Origin of the sequence: Streptomyces sp. NBC_00075 (assembly GCF_045041225.1) — a bacterium.
Taxonomy (GTDB): domain Bacteria; phylum Actinomycetota; class Actinomycetes; order Streptomycetales; family Streptomycetaceae; genus Streptomyces; species Streptomyces adonidis.
The window spans coordinates 9799654-9816822 of sequence record NZ_CP108243.1 but is presented as its reverse complement, the minus strand read 5'-3'; the positions used below and the strand labels follow the sequence as shown (position 1 = coordinate 9816822).

At 70.5% G+C, this 17169-nt stretch carries 20 protein-coding genes and 1 riboswitch; of the genes, 8 read left to right on the top strand and 12 right to left on the bottom strand.

Translation table 11 applies throughout. The annotated features are described in order from the left end of the window. Positions 1 to 46: 46 nt before the first annotated feature. The 8 genes from OG787_RS42990 to OG787_RS42955 form a co-directional block, all read right to left on the bottom strand. Positions 47 to 1642, bottom strand: a complete 1596-nt coding sequence (locus OG787_RS42990) for an alpha/beta hydrolase (RefSeq protein WP_405538922.1) — start codon at positions 1640 to 1642, stop codon at positions 47 to 49. Between the two features lie 146 nt (positions 1643 to 1788). Next, the gene (locus tag OG787_RS42985) at positions 1789 to 2562 is read right to left on the bottom strand and encodes an urease accessory protein UreD (RefSeq protein WP_405538921.1); all 774 of its coding nucleotides are present in this window, start codon (positions 2560 to 2562) and stop codon (positions 1789 to 1791) included. Then, the gene (gene ureG, locus OG787_RS42980; RefSeq protein ID WP_405538920.1) at positions 2559 to 3239 is read right to left on the bottom strand and encodes an urease accessory protein UreG; all 681 of its coding nucleotides are present in this window, start codon (positions 3237 to 3239) and stop codon (positions 2559 to 2561) included. Before ureG ends, OG787_RS42985 begins: the two co-directional genes overlap by 4 nt. A gap of 291 nt (positions 3240 to 3530) precedes the next feature. Further along, complete coding sequence (locus OG787_RS42975; RefSeq protein WP_405538919.1) at positions 3531 to 4196, bottom strand: urease accessory protein UreF; 666 nt, start codon at positions 4194 to 4196, stop codon at positions 3531 to 3533. 16 nt (positions 4197 to 4212) lie between these two features. Then, positions 4213 to 5934: an urease subunit alpha gene (locus tag OG787_RS42970; protein ID WP_369036308.1), complete on the bottom strand. Its 1722-nt coding sequence runs from the start codon at positions 5932 to 5934 to the stop codon at positions 4213 to 4215. After that, positions 5927 to 6238, bottom strand: coding sequence for an urease subunit beta (locus OG787_RS42965; protein WP_055535474.1), 312 nt, complete (start codon positions 6236 to 6238; stop codon positions 5927 to 5929). The genes OG787_RS42970 and OG787_RS42965 overlap by 8 nt, the downstream gene beginning before the upstream one ends. A 13-nt stretch (positions 6239 to 6251) precedes the next feature. Beyond that, positions 6252 to 6554: an urease subunit gamma gene (locus OG787_RS42960; protein WP_369036307.1), complete on the bottom strand. Its 303-nt coding sequence runs from the start codon at positions 6552 to 6554 to the stop codon at positions 6252 to 6254. Positions 6555 to 6665: 111 nt separating this feature from the next. After that, positions 6666 to 7316 (bottom strand): TetR/AcrR family transcriptional regulator, encoded by a 651-nt coding sequence (locus OG787_RS42955; RefSeq protein ID WP_369036306.1) that lies wholly within the window; start codon positions 7314 to 7316, stop codon positions 6666 to 6668. Positions 7317 to 7460: 144 nt separating this feature from the next. Here OG787_RS42955 and OG787_RS42950 point away from each other — a divergent pair, with 144 nt between their 5' ends. Beyond that, positions 7461 to 8459, top strand: coding sequence for an ABC transporter permease (locus OG787_RS42950; RefSeq protein ID WP_405538918.1), 999 nt, complete (start codon positions 7461 to 7463; stop codon positions 8457 to 8459). Between the two features lie 84 nt (positions 8460 to 8543). Here OG787_RS42950 and OG787_RS42945 read toward each other — a convergent pair whose 3' ends face one another. Next, complete coding sequence (locus OG787_RS42945; RefSeq protein ID WP_369036304.1) at positions 8544 to 8819, bottom strand: type II toxin-antitoxin system Phd/YefM family antitoxin; 276 nt, start codon at positions 8817 to 8819, stop codon at positions 8544 to 8546. A 200-nt stretch (positions 8820 to 9019) separates the two neighbouring features. On the opposite strand from OG787_RS42945, the gene OG787_RS42940 reads away from it, so the two are divergent. The 3 genes from OG787_RS42940 to OG787_RS42930 all read left to right on the top strand — a co-directional run bounded on the left by OG787_RS42940 (position 9020) and on the right by OG787_RS42930 (position 11019). Next, positions 9020 to 9664 carry an ATP-dependent Clp protease proteolytic subunit gene (locus tag OG787_RS42940; RefSeq protein WP_369036303.1) on the top strand — a complete coding sequence of 215 codons (645 nt, stop codon included), beginning with the start codon at positions 9020 to 9022 and terminating at the stop codon, positions 9662 to 9664. Positions 9665 to 9671: 7 nt separating this feature from the next. Further along, a complete protein-coding gene (locus OG787_RS42935) occupies positions 9672 to 9980 on the top strand; it encodes a hypothetical protein (protein WP_006374491.1) in 309 nt (102 codons plus the stop codon). Between the two features lie 350 nt (positions 9981 to 10330). Then, positions 10331 to 10542, top strand: a riboswitch (cyclic di-AMP (ydaO/yuaA leader). A 3-nt stretch (positions 10543 to 10545) separates the two neighbouring features. Further along, positions 10546 to 11019 (top strand): C40 family peptidase, encoded by a 474-nt coding sequence (locus OG787_RS42930; protein ID WP_369036302.1) that lies wholly within the window; start codon positions 10546 to 10548, stop codon positions 11017 to 11019. Between the two features lie 69 nt (positions 11020 to 11088). Here OG787_RS42930 and OG787_RS42925 read toward each other — a convergent pair whose 3' ends face one another. Beyond that, a complete protein-coding gene (locus OG787_RS42925) occupies positions 11089 to 11709 on the bottom strand; it encodes a LysE family translocator (RefSeq protein ID WP_405538916.1) in 621 nt (206 codons plus the stop codon). A gap of 109 nt (positions 11710 to 11818) precedes the next feature. Here OG787_RS42925 and OG787_RS42920 point away from each other — a divergent pair, with 109 nt between their 5' ends. Beyond that, a complete protein-coding gene (locus OG787_RS42920) occupies positions 11819 to 12745 on the top strand; it encodes a LysR family transcriptional regulator (RefSeq protein WP_369036300.1) in 927 nt (308 codons plus the stop codon). Positions 12746 to 12773: 28 nt separating this feature from the next. Here OG787_RS42920 and OG787_RS42915 read toward each other — a convergent pair whose 3' ends face one another. Then, entirely contained in the window at positions 12774 to 13235 is a 462-nt protein-coding gene (locus OG787_RS42915; protein WP_369036299.1) for an ATP-binding protein, read from the bottom strand. Positions 13236 to 13447: 212 nt separating this feature from the next. Between OG787_RS42915 and OG787_RS42910 the strand changes: the two genes are divergently transcribed. Further along, positions 13448 to 14305: a helix-turn-helix domain-containing protein gene (locus tag OG787_RS42910; RefSeq protein WP_369036298.1), complete on the top strand. Its 858-nt coding sequence runs from the start codon at positions 13448 to 13450 to the stop codon at positions 14303 to 14305. Positions 14306 to 14314: 9 nt separating this feature from the next. Continuing rightward, the gene (locus tag OG787_RS42905) at positions 14315 to 14536 is read left to right on the top strand and encodes a DUF397 domain-containing protein (RefSeq protein WP_369036297.1); all 222 of its coding nucleotides are present in this window, start codon (positions 14315 to 14317) and stop codon (positions 14534 to 14536) included. A 46-nt stretch (positions 14537 to 14582) separates the two neighbouring features. Here the strand turns inward: OG787_RS42905 and OG787_RS42900 are convergent, their stop codons facing one another. Then, positions 14583 to 15737, bottom strand: a complete 1155-nt coding sequence (locus OG787_RS42900; RefSeq protein ID WP_405540752.1) for an 8-amino-7-oxononanoate synthase — start codon at positions 15735 to 15737, stop codon at positions 14583 to 14585. Positions 15738 to 16207: 470 nt separating this feature from the next. Between OG787_RS42900 and OG787_RS42895 the strand changes: the two genes are divergently transcribed. After that, a complete protein-coding gene (locus OG787_RS42895; RefSeq protein ID WP_405538915.1) occupies positions 16208 to 16552 on the top strand; it encodes a hypothetical protein in 345 nt (114 codons plus the stop codon). Positions 16553 to 17169 lie beyond the last annotated feature (617 nt).

Genomic DNA, 17169 nt, shown 5'->3' with positions numbered 1-17169 from the left:
CGGGGAACCCCGGCCGCCCTTCACCTCGTACGGCAGACCGCTGCGACTACGGCTGCGGGGTGGCGTGCGAGGCGCAGGTCACGTCCGCCGCGTCCACCTTGCCGGTGAGCAGGTAGGTGTCCACCCGCGAGTTGATGCACGGGTTGACGAGCCCGGTCACGCCGTGGGAGCCCGCGTCCTTCTCGGTGATCAGACGGGAACCCTTGAAGCGCTTGTGCAGTTCGACGCCGCCCCCGTACGGGGTGGCCGCGTCACGTGTGGCCTGCACGATCAGCACCGGCGGCAGCCCCTTGCCGGACTTCACGTTCACCGGGGTCTGCTGCTTGACCGGCCAGGTCGCGCACGGCAGGTTCATCCAGGCGTTGGCCCAGGTGAGGAACGGATAGTCCTTGTGCAGCCGGGTGTTGTCGCGGTCCCACTTCTGCCAGCTGGTGGGCCACTTGGCGTCCGTGCACTCGACGGCCGTGTAGACGGCGTTGCCGTTCTCGGAGGCCGCGTTGCCCGCGGTGTCCGTGAGGTCGGGGGCCGCCGCGTCGACGAGCGCCTGGGTGTCACCCGCGAAGTACTTGCTGAACACGGTGGCGACCGGGATCCACGACGAGTCGTAGTACGGGGCGCCCTGGAAGAAGCCGATCAGCTCGGCGGGTCCGACGAGCCCGCCGATCGGGTTCTTCTTCGCGGTGGCCCGCAACTCCAGCCATTTCGCCTGGACTTGGGCCCGAGTGGTGCCGAGGTGGAAGACCGCGTCGTTCTTGGCGACCCAGTCCTGCCAGTCGTTCCAGCGCATCTCGAAGGCGACGTCCTGGTCGAGGTTGGCCTCGTACCAGATCTTCTCGCGCGACGGGTTGACGACACTGTCCGCGATCATGCGGCGGACATGGCTCGGGTAGAGCGTGCCGTAGACGGCCGCGATGTACGTCCCGTACGACACCCCGAGGAAGTTGAGCTTCTTCTCCCCCAGCGCGGCCCTGATGACATCGAGGTCGCGCACGGTGTTCGGGGTGGTCATGTACGGCAGCATCTCGCCGCTGCGCTCGTAGCAGCCCTCGGCGTACTCACGGGCCGACTTGCGCTGGGCACGCTTGTCCGCCTCGGAGTCGGGCACCGGGTCCGGCTTGGGCGCCTTCACGAACTCCTGCGGGTCGGCGCAGGAGATGGGCGCCGAGTGGCCGACTCCGCGCGGGTCGAAGCCCACGAAGTCGTACGCCTTCGACGCGTTGACCCACAGAGGGTTCTTCGTCGTGACCCGGCGCGGGAAGCGCAGCCCGGAGCCACCGGGACCGCCGGGGTTGTAGACGAGCGCGCCTTGCCGCTCCTCCTTCGTCCCCGTGTTGCCGATGCGGTCGACGGCGAGCTTGATCTGCTTGCCGTACGGCTTCGCGTAGTCGAGCGGCACCGTGACCCAGCCGCACTGGATCGGCTTCTCCAGACCCCAGTCGGCCGGGCAGTCCTGCCAGTCGATGCCGGCCTTCGCGGCCTTCGCGGCGGCGATCGTCGCGCCCCGCGTCTCACGGTCCTGGCCGTGCCGGGCGTCCGCACTGGCCGAGGGCGCCGCGACGGCGCCCGCTATCAGGGTCGCCGTGATGAGCGCTCCGGCGGACCCGAGCGCGGCGGCTCGTCTCGTCGGTCGTGTGGCACTCAAATGGGGCCTCCCCGTACGTAGTTGCTGTCGGTCGGTTGACGGGGACCGATCCTCGCGCTGTGGGAGACCTGTGAACAGGGGTGAGCGGCCTTCTTTGCCAATCCGATAAACGGTGACGGGAGTTCCGCTCAGCGGATGGCCGGGGATCAGTCGCTGTGGGGGGCTTCCAGGGCCGCCAGCGCCTCGTCCAGCACCCGTCGCAGGCGCAGGGCGTCCGGTGCGAGGGCGGTCACCAGTGCGACGGGCCCGGCGAGCGGCATGAGCGCGGCCCCCTCCCCCAGCATCCGCGCCTTCACCGGCGCGTCCACGAACTCCGGCCGTACGACGACGAGTTGGCCGAGGGCGCGATGTCCCGCCAGTACGGCGGGCCCGTCCCAGCCGCCCGGCGCTCCGGGGCCGCAGGCCAGCTCCTGGTCGAGGACGACGCGTCCCCCGACCCGCACCGTGAGACGGCTGCCGAGGCGTCCGGGTTCCTCACCGGAGCGTCCGAGCACCTGTTCCTCGCGGAACACGAGCCGGGCACCGGGCGCGAGCTCGACACGCGTGCCGACGTACAGCTCGCTGCCCTGGGCGCAGATCAACTGTTCGGGCAGCCAGCGGAGTTCGCCTCCGTCGGCAACGCGGATCCGTACGTCGTAGCGGGCCTCGCCCTTCGCCTGGCCGGGCAGGGCGATGGTGGCCGCGGCGGACGCGAGATGGAGTCGGGCGCCTTCCCCGACCTCCGCCTCGACGGTGAAGTGGTCGCCGCCGAGGGGGCCGCTCATGGCGCCGACCAGCATGACGCGGGCCTCGTCGCCGTGCGCGCGGATGCGGCGGAGGGCGAGCGGACCGTCCCCTTCAAGCACCGGCAGGTCGGTGCCGCCGCGGCCGTCGGCCCGGGCGGCGATCCGTGCGGTGGCCCGTACGCCGGCCGTCGTCATGCCGTCCACGTCGCGAGCTGCGCGCGCACCCAGAGGGCGACGTCCGTGACGCCGGCCTCGCTGCGGAGCGACTGGAAGACGACGGGCATCTCTCCGCGGGCCGCCTTGGCGTCGGCGGCCATCCGGCCGAGGTCGGAGCCGACGTACGGCGCGAGGTCGGTCTTGTTGACGACGAGCAGGTCGGCGGTGGTGACGCCGGGGCCGCCCTTGCGGGGGATGTCGTCCCCTCCGGCCACGTCGATGACGAAGATCTGCGCGTCGACGAGGCCCTTCGAGAAGGTGGCGGTGAGGTTGTCGCCGCCGGACTCGACGAGCACGATGTCGAGCGGGCCGACCTCGTCCTCCAGGTCCTCGACGGCTTCGAGGTTCGCGGAGATGTCGTCGCGGATGGCGGTGTGCGGGCAGGCGCCGGTCTCCACGGCGGTGATCCGCTCGGGCGGCAGCACGGCCTCCCGGAGCAGGAACTCTGCGTCCTCTCGGGTGTAGATGTCGTTCGTGACGACGGCGAGGGACAGTTCTTCGCGGAGGGCTCGGCAGAGGGCGGCGACGGTGGCGGTCTTGCCGGAGCCGACGGGGCCGCCCAGGCCGATGCGGAGGGCGCGGCGGGTGCCGTCGGGCCGACGGGCGTCGGCACTGACGGCTGCGCCGGCGTGGGCGTGGGAGTGGTCGAGATGCATGAGATACGGCTCCTGTTCTGGTCGCTGTGTGCTGTGGTGTGTCCCGGGATCTTGTTTCGCCCCCGCCGCCCCTACCCGTTCCCATCCCCTGGGGGCTCCGCCCCCAGACCCCCACTCCGACCCTGAACGGGCCTTGTCCTCAAACGCCGGACGGGCTGGATGGTGCCGGCCGAGGCTTGATCTTCAGCGCCGGCCGGGACATTTCAGCCCGTCCGGCGTTTGAGGACAAAGGGGGGTCTGGGGGCGCAGCCCCCAAGGATGGGACGGGTAGGGGCGGCGGGGGCGAAAAAACTACGACGCGAACAACCGCACCGCCCACCCCGCATGCCCCTCCGCCCCCACCTCCAACATCGGCGCGGAAGCCGCAGGCAACGCATCGACGTCACCCCCGACCGCCGCCTCCACCGCCCGATCCACCACCCGGTCCAGCTCCGGCGCCAACCGAGCCAACACCCCCGTCGCATCGAACGGATCAAGACTCAGCAACCGCACGACAGCCGACGCAGGCCCACTCACGCTCTCGTACACCGAGCAGTACGCCGCATCCTCCGGCCCCAACCCCGCCGCCCGAGCAGCCAGCCCCAACACCACCGGCTGATGCGCCCCCTTGGGGAACTCCCTCGCCAGCGCGTCCAGTTCGGCCGACGGCCACGTCGCCCGCGCCGCCCGCATCAACTGCCGCCCCAGCTTCCGCGCGGCGACCCGCAACGCCGGCGACGGCGTCCGGGCATCGGCCGCAGCGTCCAACAGCACGGGATCGACCCCACGCGCCGCAGCCGCCGCCAGCGCCGCAGACACCAGCCCAGCCGTGTGCAACCGCCCCCGGCAGAACTCCTCCAGGCTCGCCGCCCCGGTGATACGCCCCGCTTTCACCGCGACCTCGGCCCCGCCGGAGTGCGCGTGCCCCCCGGCGGGAAAGCGGCCGTCGGCCAGGACCAGCAACGCCGCCCTGCTCACTGGAACCGCCTCCCCATCAGAAGAGGAAGTAGCGCTGAGCCATGGGCAGTTCGGCCGCCGGAGTGGCCTCGACCAGCTCCCCGTCGATGTGCACGGCGAAACTGTCGGGGTTGATCCGTACCTCCGGACGCGCGTCGTTCTCCCGCATGTCGGCCTTGGTCACGGCTCGCGTGGACTCGATCGCCACGAACCGCTTCCCGAGCTGGAGCCGCTCCGGCAGCCCGTCCTCGATCGCCAACTGGGCTACGAAGTTGAAGGAGTTGGACGCCGGCGCCCGGCCGATCGCGCCGAACATCGGCCGGGGCAGGATCGGCTGCGGAGTCGGGATCGAGGCATTCGCGTCGCCCATCTGCGCGTACGCGATCTGCCCGCCCTTGATGACGAGATGCGGCTTGACCCCGAAGAACGCGGGCTCCCAGAGGACCAGGTCGGCGAGCTTGCCCGTCTCCACGGAGCCCACCTCCCCCGCGAGACCCTGCGCGAGCGCCGGGTTGATCGTGTACTTGGCGACATAGCGACGTACACGGTGGTTGTCGGCGCTGCCGTCGCCCGGCAGGGCTCCCCGGCGGCGTTTCATCACGTGGGCCGTCTGCCACGTGCGCATGATGACCTCGCCCACCCGGCCCATCGCCTGCGCGTCGGACGAGATGATCGAGATCGCACCCAGGTCGTGCAGTATGTCCTCCGCCCCGATCGTCGACGGCCGGATCCGCGACTCGGCGAACGCCAGGTCCTCCGGCACCGCCGGGTTCAGGTGGTGGCAGACCATCAGCATGTCGAGGTGTTCCTCGGCCGTGTTGACGGTGTAGGGGCGTGTGGGGTTGGTCGAGCTGGGCAGGACGTGTGGCTCGGAGACCACGGACATGATGTCCGGCGCGTGCCCGCCGCCCGCACCCTCGGTGTGGTAGGCGTGAATGCCCCGGCCCGCGATCGCCGCGAGCGTGTCGGCCACGAAACCGGCCTCGTTGAGCGTGTCCGTGTGGATGGCGACCTGGATGCCCGTCCGGTCGGCGACCGTCAGGGCCGCGTCGATGGCCGCCGGGGTCGAGCCCCAGTCCTCGTGGATCTTCAGGCCGAGGGCGCCGCCGCGGATCTGGGAGAGCATCGCGTCGTGCGAGACGGTGTTGCCCTTGCCGAGCAGGCCGAAGTTGAGGGGGTACTGCTCCATCGCCTCCAGCATCCGGGCGAGGTGCCAGGGGCCGGGGGTGACCGTGGTCGCCTTCGAACCCTCGGCAGGCCCGGTACCGCCACCCACGAGCGTCGTGACGCCCGACGCCAGCGCCTCGTCGGCGATCTGCGGGCAGATCAGGTGGACGTGCGCGTCGATCGCGCCCGCCGTCACGATCCGGCCGTTGCCCGCGATGATCTCGGTCTCCGGACCGATGACCAGGTCGGGGTGGATCCCGTCCATCGTGTCGGGGTTGCCGGCCTTGCCGATGCCGGTGATCCGGCCGTCGCGGATGCCGATGTCGGCCTTGACGATCCCCCAGTGGTCGATGATCACGGCACCCGTGATGACCGTGTCCGGGGTGCCATCTGCGCGCGTAGCGCGCGCCTGGCCCATGGATTCGCGGATGACCTTGCCACCGCCGAACACCGCCTCGTCACCGGCGAGACCCGGACCGCCGGAACGATCCTCCTCGATCTGGACGATCAGGTCGGTGTCGGCGAGCCGGATCCGGTCACCGGTGGTGGGGCCGAAAAGATCGGCGTACGCGGCACGCGAGATCTCAGGCATCGAGGGCACCTCCGGTCTCCCCGCGCAGCCCGGGCACGATGCGCGCGCCGGTGAGCGGAACGAGTTCTACGTCGACGGGGATCCCGGGCTCGAAGCGTACGGCGGTGCCGGCGGCGATGTTGAGCCGCTTGCCGCGCGCCGCCGCACGGTCGAACTCCAGGCCGGGGTTGGCCTCGGCGAAGTGGTAGTGGGAGCCGACCTGGACGGGCCGGTCGGCGGCGTTCAGCACGGTCATCGACGTGACCTCGCGGCCCTCGTTGTACACAACGGGGCCGTCGGCGAACAGGATCTCTCCGGGAATCACGGCAGCCCTCCCCTCAGACGATCGGGTCGTGGACGGTGACGAGCTTGGTGCCGTCCGGGAAGGTCGCCTCGACCTGGACGTCGTGGATCATCTCGGGGATGCCCTCCATGACGTCCTCCCTGGTCAGGATCTTGCGCCCGGAGGACATCAGCTCGGCGACCGTACGGCCGTCACGGGCGCCCTCGAGGATGTGCGAGGTGATCAGCGCGATCGCCTCGGGGTGGTTCAGTCTGAGCCCTCGCGCCCGGCGCTTCTCGGCCACGTCCGCCGCCACATGGATCAGCAGCCTCTCCTGCTCGTGCGGAGTCAGTTGCACGGCGTCCCACCTCACATCCTCGCTCCGGACCGTGCGGGGTCCGGTTGCCGATGCCACCAAAACCGCTGGTGGCGCGAATGGGCACGCTAGTTGGCCGGAGTTTCAAGGACGTTAACCGGCGCGTGATCCATCCCGGTCGCCGGAAGCGGGCCCGCCCATGCTCATCAGACCGCGAAGCCCCTCCTGGAGTACTTCGACCGGCGCGCTGCCGAAGAGGGCCATCTGCGCGACGTAGCCCTGAGCGGCCGCGATCATGGTCCGCGCGACACTCTCGGCCGGTACGTCGGCCCGCATCATCCCGGCTTCCTGGTACCGCTCGACCAGGCCCACCCACACCGTGCGGACCTTCGCGTACCCCTCGTTCAGCGCCTTCGACAGGTCGTCGTTGCGCAGGGTCTCGGCCCACACCTGGACGATCAGCCGGGGAAAGACGGCCGCCCCTTCCTCCGCCAGCCCCGGGCGCGACCCCATCATCCGGCCCATCACCTCCCCCACCATCACGTCCGGCGGCGGAGGCGGGCTCTGCCCCCCCGCGGCCTCGAAGGCGGAGCGGACCTCCTCCAGCACCTCGGTGACGATGGCGGCGATCAGCTCCTCCTTGCCGCTGAAGTAGCGGTAGACGGCCCCGGCGGAGAGGTCGACCGCCTTGAGCACGTCCTGCATCGACGTGGCGTGGAAGCCGTTGCGGGCGAAGCAGAGTGCCGCCCCGTCGAGGATCTGACGGCGTCGGGCGTCGAGGTGTTCCTGGGATACACGGGCCATGCCGTCAAAAGTAAAACGAACATTCCTTCTTGACAAGGGACGCCGATCGCAGGACGGTGGTGGCACACCTAAAACGAACGATCCTTCTTTTTAGGTCCACTCAGCCACACAGCCCACGTCGATTCGAGAGTCGAGGAAGAAGCCATGGGGCACCGCCGCCGCATGATCGCCGTAGTCGTCCTGGTCCCCGTCCTGGTCGCGCTGGCGCTCTGGGCCTTCGCCTGGCCCGCCGCCCGCACCGCGCCCCGCGACCTGCCGCTCGGCGTGGCGGGCCCGGCCGCCGCGGTCACCCAGGTCGAGCAGCAGCTGTCGGCCCACGAGGGCGCCTTCGAGATCCACCGGTACGCCGACGAGGCCGCCGCCCGGGACGCCATCGAGGACCGGACCGTATACGGCGCCGTGGTCGTCACCACCCAGGGCCCGAAGCTGCTCACCGCGTCGGCCGCGAGCCCCCTCGTCGCCCAGCTCCTCCAGCAGGCGGTGACCACCCAGGCCGAGCGGTCCGGCGCCCGGGTCACGACCGTCGACGTCGTCCCCGCCGCCGCGAACGACCCGCGCGGCGCCGCCTTCGGCGCAAGCGTGCTGCCGCTGGCGCTCGCCGGTGTGGCCGCCGGTGCGGTGGTCACCCTGCTCGGGCTGCGCGGGGTACGTGCGGCCGGCGCCCTGCTCGGGAGCGCCGTGCTGGTCGGTGTGGTCGCCGCCGCGATCACGCACAGCTGGCTCGGGGTGCTCACCGGCGACTGGTGGACCGAGGCCGCCGTGCTGGGGCTGACGGCGCTCGCCGTGAGCGGCGCGGTCGCCGGACTCGCCGCACTGCTCGGACCCGCGGGAATCGGCCTCGGCGGTCTGACCGTCGTCCTGATCGGCAACCCGTTCTCCGGGGCGTCCGGCGCCCCGCACCTCCTGCCCGAGCCGGCCGGCACGATCGGTCAGTGGCTGCCGCCGGGTGCGGGTGCCTCGCTGCTCCGCTCGGTGTCGTTCTTCGACGGCGCGGCGGCCCTCGGTCCCGCCCTGACCCTGACCTGGTGGGCGGCGCTGGGCCTGGGCTCGGTCCTGCTGGGCAGCGCGCTCAAGCGCCGCAAGGAGGACGGGAACAGCGAACCGGCGCCGGCCGCCGAGCGGGAACCCGCCCTGGTGAACTGACCGCCCGCGACGAAACCGACCGGGTGTCCCCGCCACAGCGGACGGGGGCACCCGGTCCCGTACGTCCACGTCCTGGCCGCGCGATCAGCGCGCCCCGGGCCCCCGGTGCTCCGCCGCGATACCGAACCGCTGTCGTTCGACGGGCGCGGCACCGACCTCCCGGACGCTGGAGACGGCGCTGACGACCTGCTCCTCCGCCGCGTCCAGCTTGTCCAGGCGTTCCAGGTCGGCCGCGGAGACCAGGGCGACGAGGGGCTTGCCGTGCCGCGTCACGACGACGCGCTCACCGCCGTACACCACCTTGTTGATCAGGTCGGCGAGTTCAGCCCTGGCTTGCGTCACCGGAATCTCGTAGGCCATGTGCTCCAGCGTAAGCGCTCCGCTTGGGGTGCGGCGAAGGGTTGTCGGTTCACTGCGGCGGCGCCGTGGCTGATCGCGCAGTTCCCCGCGCCCCTATGGGGCGCTGCCGAACCCTGGGCCGAAAAGCTCATGTGCCCTCTCGCGTCGATCTCTGTACGTCCTGTACATTTCTTACGGAAGCCATCGAGGAGGCGCGTCCCATGAACGACACCGACGAACCGTCAGCCCGCTATGTCCTGCCCGAGTTCACCGAACGCACCAGTGCCGGGCACCGGACGATGGATCCGTACTCGAAGCTGCTGGAGGAGCGGATCGTCTTTCTGGGGACGCCCGTCGACGACACCTCGGCCAACGACGTGATGGCGCAGTTCATGCATCTCGAATATCTGGCGCCCGACCGGGACATCTCGCTGTACATCAACTCCCCCGGCGGCTCGTTCAGCGCGATGACGGCGATCTACGACACGATGCAGTTCGTCACCTGCGACATCGAGACGATCTGTCTGGGGCAGGCGGCCTCCGCGGCGGCCGTGCTGCTGGCCGCGGGTACGCCGGGCAAGCGCAGCGCGCTGCCGGGGGCCCGGGTGCTGATCCACCAGCCCTCGCTGTCCGGGCCGATCCAGGGACAGGTGAGCGATCTGGCCATTCAGGCACAGGAGATGGGCCGGATCCGTACCCTGCTGGAGGAACTGCTCGTACGGCACACCGGACAGAGCCCGGAGCAGGTCGCCGCGGACATCGAGCGGGACAAGATCCTCGACGCGCAGGCCGCCCTGGAGTACGGGCTGGTGGACCGCGTCGTGCCCAGCCGCAGGTCCTCGGACCCCGCCCCCGGCACGAGGTGAGCCACCGATGCTTCCGCCCGAACTGCCTCCGCTGCCCGCCCTGACGCGCGCGGAGGGCGAGTTGATCGACCGTTACCTCGAAGTGGCCGATCTGCTCGGCCGTATCAACCCCGCCTATCACGGCGACACGTACCGCGGACTGCGGGCCGCGCAGGCTCTGGTCGCCAAGGCGGTGGCGCTGCGGGACGCGCTGGAGTTGATGCATCAGCGTGGCGAAGCGGAGGTGCATGCCCATACGCTGGCGCGTGCGCTGCGCGTTCTCGACGGGGAGCGCCGAACGGCGCGTGTCACCGTTCCGCGTGAGCCCGCCAGTTGACCCACCCGGTCGGCGGACCCGTATCGGGCGGGCCCGTCCCTCCCGGCGACGGACTGTCCGGAACGAGCCGGGGAGTGACTGGAAGTCATCCCCCGTTCGGCGTAGCGACATGTCCCCCGGTCGGCCCGTTCGGCTTGCGCGACGCGCGTAGTTGACAGCCGGAACCGCGATGTTTCCGTGCTGGTCCGGGGGTGCGCGACCCTCGCCCAATTGGCCCGAGGGTACGGGTGTCCACCCGAATGGGTCACGGGTGAGTAACGCCACAAAGCCCTGATTCCATTGGGATTTTCCTACTTCCATGAGCCAAGATCCCTTCCTGACGACAAGCCCCCGCCACAACGGTGGGGCGATCCGGGTGGACGCCGAGTCCTGCCGCCTCCCGGATGACCGGTCGACAGATGTGCATCGGCAGGAGTGGAGGACCCAGGCACGACGGGTCGCCGGGACGGTCACGCCATGACCGGGCCGAGCAGCCCTTGGGGTGAAGCCGCGTCAGCGGCCGGGCAACTTCGCCAGCCCGAATCCGACAGGTCATCCTTCACAGGCGGCTGACGAAGGGTTGCGCATGTCTGCGCTCAATCGTGTTCCGTCGATGATGTCCCGAGCCGGTACGGCCTCGGCCCTCACCCTCGCCGCCGTGGGCGGCACCCTGGTGATACCGGGAGTCGCGACCGAAGCCGCGGCAATCGCGCCGTCGACGAAGGCACTTCAGATCGCGGCCTCCAAGAAGGGCTCTCCGTACAAGTACGGCGCCACGGGACCGAACAGGTTCGACTGCTCAGGGTTCACGCTGTACTCGTACAAGAAGGCGGGCAAGAAGCTGCCTCGTACGGCGGCGGCCCAGTACAACAAGACCAAGCACATCTCCGCCAAGAGCCGCCGCGGCGGGGACCTGGTCTTCTTCCACTCGGGCTCGAACGTCTACCACGTGGGCATCTACGCCGGGAAGGGAAAGATCTGGCACTCCCCGAAGACCGGGGATGTCGTGAAGCTCCAGAAGATCTGGACGAAGAGCGTCTGGTACGGCCGGGTCAGCTGACCTCCCCGGGGCGGTACGGCGGTTTCCGGAGCCGCCGTCCCGCCCCGGGACCCGTAGCCCGTCAGCCCGTCACAGCGACAGCAGCGGCTCCAGCAGGAGCAGCGCCCCGAGGACCGTCAGCGCGGTGCCGGTGACCGCCTCGACGGCCCGGGCGGCCCGTGGCCGGCGCAACCACCGCCCCAGCCGGTCCACCAGAATTGCCACCGCCGGGAACCACACCAGGGCCAGCGCCACGATGATCAGCGCGAGCAGCAGTGTCCTGGGCAGGGCGGGAGCGCCCGCCGGCACGAACTGCGGCAGCAGACTCAGGAACGTGATGGGCGCCTTGGGATTGAGCGCGTTGGTGACGAAGCCCTGACGCATCGGCCGTACGGCGGCCCGCGCCTCGTCGGCCACCTCGGCCCGGCGCCCGCGCAGCGACCACAGGGTTCGCGCGCCGAGATACAACACATAGGCTCCGCCCAGCAGTTGCAGCGCGCGGAAGAGCGCGGGCACCGCCGTGAGCACGGCGGCGACACCGGCGACGGCCAGCGCGGTGTGCAGGAGCAGCCCGCCGGTGATCCCCAGCGCACACGCGACCCCGGCCCGCCGGGAGACGAGGGCGTTGCGCACGACGACGGTGAAATCTGCGCCCGGCATGGCGACCATGCCCGCGGCGACCCCGGTGAAGGCGATGAGCTGTGCGTCCATGGCGTCCAGCGTGCCCCGGCCCGGCCTTCAGCAGGTATGTCGAATATCCTGGGTCTGCCTTAAGCAGGTGTTAAGCCTTGGCCATCGCCTCCGTCCCTGGAGCCGCAGGATGTACGACCCCACACGCCTCGCCGCTCTCGTGGCGGTCGCCGAGGCCGGGTCCATCACCCGCGCCGCCGAGCGCCTCGGCTACTCCCCGCCCGCGCTCTCGCAGCAACTCGCCAAGCTGGAACGGGAGACGGGCACCGCGCTGCTCGTACGGCATCACCGGGGAGCCAGGCTCACACCGGCGGGCGAGCTGCTGGTGGCACGGGCCCGCCGGGTACTGGACGAGCTGGACCGCGCCCGGCACGAACTGTCACAACTCACCGGGCTGTCGGGCGGCACGCTCCGTCTCGGCACCTTCCAGACGGCCGGGATCCAGCTGCTGCCACCAGTCCTGAGCGCGTTCCGCCGGGCCCATCCGGACGTACGGCTGTCGGTCGCGGACTACGAACCGCCGGCCGGGGTGGCCGCCGTAGCCGCCGGGGAGGTCGATCTCGCACTCACGCACACCTACGAACCGGCCCCACCCGCGCCCCTACCGGGATCAGTCACCGCCGAGCCGGTCCTCGTCGAGGAGCTGGTCCTCGTGACCGCACCCGGCCATGTGCTGGCCGGGGAGGCGTCGAGGCTGCCGCTGGCCGAGCTGGCGGGCCAGCCGCTGGTCAGCATGGCGCCGGACCATCCGCCCCGCCAGGGCGTCGAGGCCGCCCTCGCCCGGGCCGGCGCGACCCCGTCGGTGCTGGTGGCGACACCGGGGTACGCCCTGGTGTGCGCGCTGGTCAGCGCGGGCCTCGGGGTGGCGGTCGTACCGGAGATGGTCGCGCGGACGGCGGTCACCCCGGTCGGCACCCGGCTCCTGGAACCCGGCGACCTGCGCCGCACGATCTCGGTCGTCCGCCGCACCGACGAGACAGCCCCGGCCGCCGACGCCTTCCGCGCCCTGCTGCGGGGCGCGTTCGGGCGGGCCCACGTCGGCGGGACCGGAGCCTAGGAACGAACCGATACCTGTCAGTTTGTCCTTACGGCTCCTGCTGGCCCGCCGCCGTGACCGGGGGCCTCGCCGGGGCCGTCCACGGGAGTTCGATCGACACCGTCTTGCCGCCCTCGCGGGTGGGGCGGACGCGGAGTCTGCCGCCCGACTCGGCGGTCAGCCAGCGGATGATGACCATTCCGCGGCCGTTGTCCTGCTGCACCGCGGCCGGCAGTCGCTTGGGGAAGCGCGGGTGACTGTCGGTCACCCCGATGCGCAGATGTTCGTCACGGTCGAGGGCGACGTCCACCGTGAAGGTGGGTGACAACCCGAAGGTGTGCTGTACGGCGTTGGTGGCGAGTTCCGAAACGATCAGACGGATGGTCTCGGCGACCTCACTGTCCCCTGGCAGACCCCATTCCGCCAGGACGTTGGCCACATATGCGCGGGCGGCGGAGACCGAGGCGGGATCGCTCGGCAGAGTGACGGATGCTTCCAGGTGGTCTGCCATGGCGGCGTCGTCCCTTTCCCACGGAACCGGAGCCCGACACGGAGCGGCTGGTTCGAGTACGGTCCCGGACTGGTGCTTCGCGCCAGACTGCCATTCCCGCGCCGGTCACGGGGTGCGATCCACCAAGATATGCATATATCTGTCGCTCGAAGCGGTGAACTCTGCGACCCCAGAGCGTATTTGGGCGGCTCATTAGGAGTAAGGAGTGGCCCATGCAGTACGGACCCGCCGTACGCCGCCGAAAACTGGGTGCCGAACTGCGCGCGCTGCGTGCCCGGGCCGGACTCACAAGTGGCCAGGCGGCCCGTCTGGTGGGCTGGCACCAGTCGAAAGTCAGCCGTATCGAGACCGGCGCGAGCGGGGTGAAACCCGCGGACGTCCGGTTACTTCTCGATGCCTACCAGGTCCCGGAGGGCGAGTCACGCGAACTGCTGCTCGTACTGGCGGGCGGTGAGGACGGCGGCCGGCACCACTGGTGGCACGCCTACCGTGGTGTACTCCCGCCGACCTACCGGGACTTCATCAGCCTGGAGTCGCAGGCCAGCACCATGCGCACGCTGGAGACCTCGGTGGTCCCGGGGCTGCTGCAAACCCGGGAGTACGCCCGCGCGGTGACCCGGGCGGCCGTGGACGGCCTGGAGGAGACCCGGCTCGACGCCCTGGTCGAGGTGCGGCTGGCCCGGCAGGACGTGCTGCGTTCGGATCCGCCGCTGGCGCTCAGCGCGGTCCTCGACGAGGCGGTGCTGCGCCGTGAAGTGGGTGGCCCAGAGGTGATGACGCGTCAGCTGGAACGGCTCCTGGAAGCGGCCCATCTGCCCCAAGTGAGGCTCCAGATCCTGCCGTTCACCGCAGGGGCTTACACCGGCATCACCGGCCCTTTCGTTATCTTCTCTTTTCCGAGCACTTCTGACCTGGATGTGGTTGTTCTCGACCAGATGATGAGTAGCCTCTACCTCGAACGGAAAGAAGACCTCCAGGCCTACAGCGAGGCCTTCAACACCCTTCAGATCCACGCCCTTTCGCCCGAGGATTCGTTGGATTTCATCGCCGGTCTACAACACGGCGTGTAAGGAGGCACCATGACCGCACTGCCTCGGAACGTCCTGTCCGTCGTCGAACCGCCCGGTGTGCAATGGCTGCGCAGCAGCTACAGCACCGGCGCGAACAACTGTGTGGAGACGGCCCGTCCGGACGCGGAAGCCCGGTCCGGACTGTTCGTACGCGATTCCAAGAACGCCACCGGGCCTGTCCTGCTCTTCTCCCCCGAGAGCTGGGCGGGTTTCCTCACCGCGTTCAGGTGATCGCCCTAGGACGCACGGCCGCGGTCCGCCGACTCACGGTCGCGTGTCACTGATCAACGGTTTTCCCGGTGATCTGCGGTCTGTTGTCGCGGATCACCCGTACCGCCCGTGCGATCTGCTCCTCGGACAGGTCCGCACGGGCGGTCAGCCGCAGCCGGGACACTCCGTCGGGCACGGACGGCGGGCGGAAGCAGCCCACGCCGACTCCGGCGGCCCGGCAGTCGGCCGCCCAGCGCACGGCCCCCTCCGGGGACGGCGCGCGCACGGAGACGACGGCGGCGTCCGGTCGTACCGCCGACAGCCCCTGTGCCGTCAGCCGGGTGTGCAGATCGCGCGCCACGGCACGCGCGCGTGCGGCCCGTTCGGGCTCGCGGCGCAGCAGCGTGAGGGCGGCGAGGGCCGCGCCCGCCGCCGCCGGGGCGAGCCCGGTGTCGAAGATGAACGTACGGGCCGCGTTGACGAGGTGCTCGATCACCGGAGCGGGTCCTAGGACCGCACCCCCTTGGCTCCCCAGCGACTTGGACAGCGTGACGGTCACGACGACGTCCGACGCCCCCGCGAGCCCGGCCGCGTACGCGGAGCCACGTCCGCCGTCCCCCAGAACCCCCAGCCCGTGCGCGTCGTCGACGACCATCCCCGCACCGAACTCCCGGCAGGCGGCCGCAAGTCGATCGAGCGGTGCCGCGTCCCCGTCGACCGAGAAGACCGTGTCGGACACGGCCACGGCGGGCCCGGTGTGGGTGCCGAGCGCCTTGCGGACGGCATCGGGATCGGCGTGCCCGACGACCTGGGTCGTGCCCCGGGCCAGCCGGCAACCGTCGATCAGCGAGGCGTGGTTGCCCGCGTCCGAGACGACGAGGGAGCCGTGCGGTGCGAGCGCGGTGACGGCGGCGAGGTTGGCCGCGTAGCCGGAGGAGAAGACGAGGGCGGCCTCGAAGCCGCAGAAGTCGGCCAGTTCGCGTTCGAGTTCCGCGTGCAGCTCGGTGCTGCCGGTGACGAGCCGCGACCCGGTGGCCCCGCCGCCCCAGCGCCGGGCGGCCCGGGCGGCGCCCTCGGTGACCTCGGGGTGCCGGGCGAGGCCCAGATAGTCGTTGCTCGCGAGGTCGAGCAGCGTCGAGTCGGCGGGCCGCGGACGCAGGGTCCGTACGAGTCCGGCGCGCCGACGCGCCTCGGCCTGCTCGTCGATCCAGCCGAACGCCATGGGTCCTCCGAGCACACACAGGTTTGTAGGCAGTGGACAGACCCTAGCGGGCCCCTCCAGCACCCATGATGTGGCAATACCCACAGCGGGTTTTATCAAGCAATGAAAAAGACCAGGTCAGAGACTGCATCACGTCCTAGACCGAAGATCGTTTCTCACAGTCTGTCGAGCAATGCTCAAGACCTGGAGCCGGACTCCTCTCCACAGGCAGAGGGCCCCGTGACCGTGCATCTGCCGGAGTACGTCGCACATTTCCACGCTGACGTCATGATCGTGACCTGAGCCGTCCGTACGGCCGCCTCTCCCTCACCACGCGAGCCGCCGAGCTCCTTCCCGAGACCGGGGACCGTGCGGGGAGCTGGGGCTGCGAACTGCTCATCGGATGTCGGGCCATCGAGCCCTCCTATGGCGACTACTCGGGCTACTCCGGCGGACCGGTCGTCAAGGGTCTCCCCGAGGACCAGGAGCCCGTGATCGTGGGCATCCTCCTGGAACAGGTCCCGGACCGGGCCGCCGCCGACCGGGCCGCCAACGTGCTCTTCGCTGCCACCATCGGAGAAGCCATGAGCCGCTTCGACCAGTTCGACGTGGAGCATCTGATGGATGTGGTCCATCCGGCGAGCTCGCTTTCCCAACAGTCCGTACATGGCCAGGAGTTGACGGTCGCTGTGGCAGCCGCTTCGGCGGAGTCGTGGTTCGAGCGGATCGATGAGTGGTCGCAGCGCAGGCTGCTCGATCCGTCGCAGGTCGCCGAACTCAGGTTCATCGCCGCGAAGGCGGCAATGGAGCGTCAGCTGCGTGGTGACGACGCATGACCGATCTCTGGCAGGAGGCCATCAACCGGGCTGAACTCGCCCTTCGCGGAGACACCGGCGCCCGCCGCAGTGCGGCTTCGGCCGTGGTGGCGCTGAGCGAGGTCCCCGATCTGTTTCGGCGGCCTCATCCCGGTCGGGATCTCGCCTATCTGGTGGCTCTGCTCGAAGCGCTCGGCTTGGCCGAAGAGTCACGCACCCTGCTACGGGGCCTGGTTTCCCAGCTTCAGCGGGATCCGATGTCGCTCGCGCTGCCCGGGGACGTGCGCAACGAGCTGGCGGTTGTTCTGGCCGACCGGGGTCTCGTCCCAGCCGCGTCCGACGTCCTGTCGCCGGCCGTCGGGGTGGCGGCGCACAGTCACGCGGGCGGTGCCGCGGCCCGGAGCCTGGCCAATCTGGCGTCGGTCAAGTTGCGGGTGGGGGACCTGCCCGGGGCCGCGAGCGCGGCCGAGGAGGCGTTGGGTCTTGATGCTCGTGATGACTCCCTCCATGAACAGGAACGGCTGGAGATCCGGCTCTTGGCGGAATCGGTGCTGGCGGAGACCGCCCGCCAGCGGGGACGTCACGCCGAGGCGGATGAACGGGTGCATGCCGTCGCCCGTGAGGCGCGCGGGCTGGTG

Excerpts from the sequence above, each read along its gene's own strand:
- OG787_RS42985 (WP_405538921.1), bottom strand. The coding sequence starts at position 2,562 with ATGACGACGGCCGGCGTACGGGCCACCGCACGGATCGCCGCCCGGGCC.
- ureG (WP_405538920.1), bottom strand. The coding sequence starts at position 3,239 with ATGCATCTCGACCACTCCCACGCCCACGCCGGCGCAGCCGTCAGTGCC.
- OG787_RS42970 (WP_369036308.1), bottom strand. The coding sequence starts at position 5,934 with ATGCCTGAGATCTCGCGTGCCGCGTACGCCGATCTTTTCGGCCCCACC.
- OG787_RS42955 (WP_369036306.1), bottom strand. The coding sequence starts at position 7,316 with ATGGCCCGTGTATCCCAGGAACACCTCGACGCCCGACGCCGTCAGATC.
- OG787_RS42950 (WP_405538918.1), top strand. The coding sequence starts at position 7,461 with ATGGGGCACCGCCGCCGCATGATCGCCGTAGTCGTCCTGGTCCCCGTC.
- OG787_RS42945 (WP_369036304.1), bottom strand. The coding sequence starts at position 8,819 with ATGGCCTACGAGATTCCGGTGACGCAAGCCAGGGCTGAACTCGCCGAC.
- OG787_RS42940 (WP_369036303.1), top strand. The coding sequence starts at position 9,020 with ATGAACGACACCGACGAACCGTCAGCCCGCTATGTCCTGCCCGAGTTC.
- OG787_RS42935 (WP_006374491.1), top strand. The coding sequence starts at position 9,672 with ATGCTTCCGCCCGAACTGCCTCCGCTGCCCGCCCTGACGCGCGCGGAG.
- OG787_RS42930 (WP_369036302.1), top strand. The coding sequence starts at position 10,546 with ATGTCTGCGCTCAATCGTGTTCCGTCGATGATGTCCCGAGCCGGTACG.
- OG787_RS42925 (WP_405538916.1), bottom strand. The coding sequence starts at position 11,709 with ATGGACGCACAGCTCATCGCCTTCACCGGGGTCGCCGCGGGCATGGTC.
- OG787_RS42920 (WP_369036300.1), top strand. The coding sequence starts at position 11,819 with ATGTACGACCCCACACGCCTCGCCGCTCTCGTGGCGGTCGCCGAGGCC.
- OG787_RS42915 (WP_369036299.1), bottom strand. The coding sequence starts at position 13,235 with ATGGCAGACCACCTGGAAGCATCCGTCACTCTGCCGAGCGATCCCGCC.
- OG787_RS42910 (WP_369036298.1), top strand. The coding sequence starts at position 13,448 with ATGCAGTACGGACCCGCCGTACGCCGCCGAAAACTGGGTGCCGAACTG.
- OG787_RS42905 (WP_369036297.1), top strand. The coding sequence starts at position 14,315 with ATGACCGCACTGCCTCGGAACGTCCTGTCCGTCGTCGAACCGCCCGGT.
- OG787_RS42900 (WP_405540752.1), bottom strand. The coding sequence starts at position 15,737 with ATGGCGTTCGGCTGGATCGACGAGCAGGCCGAGGCGCGTCGGCGCGCC.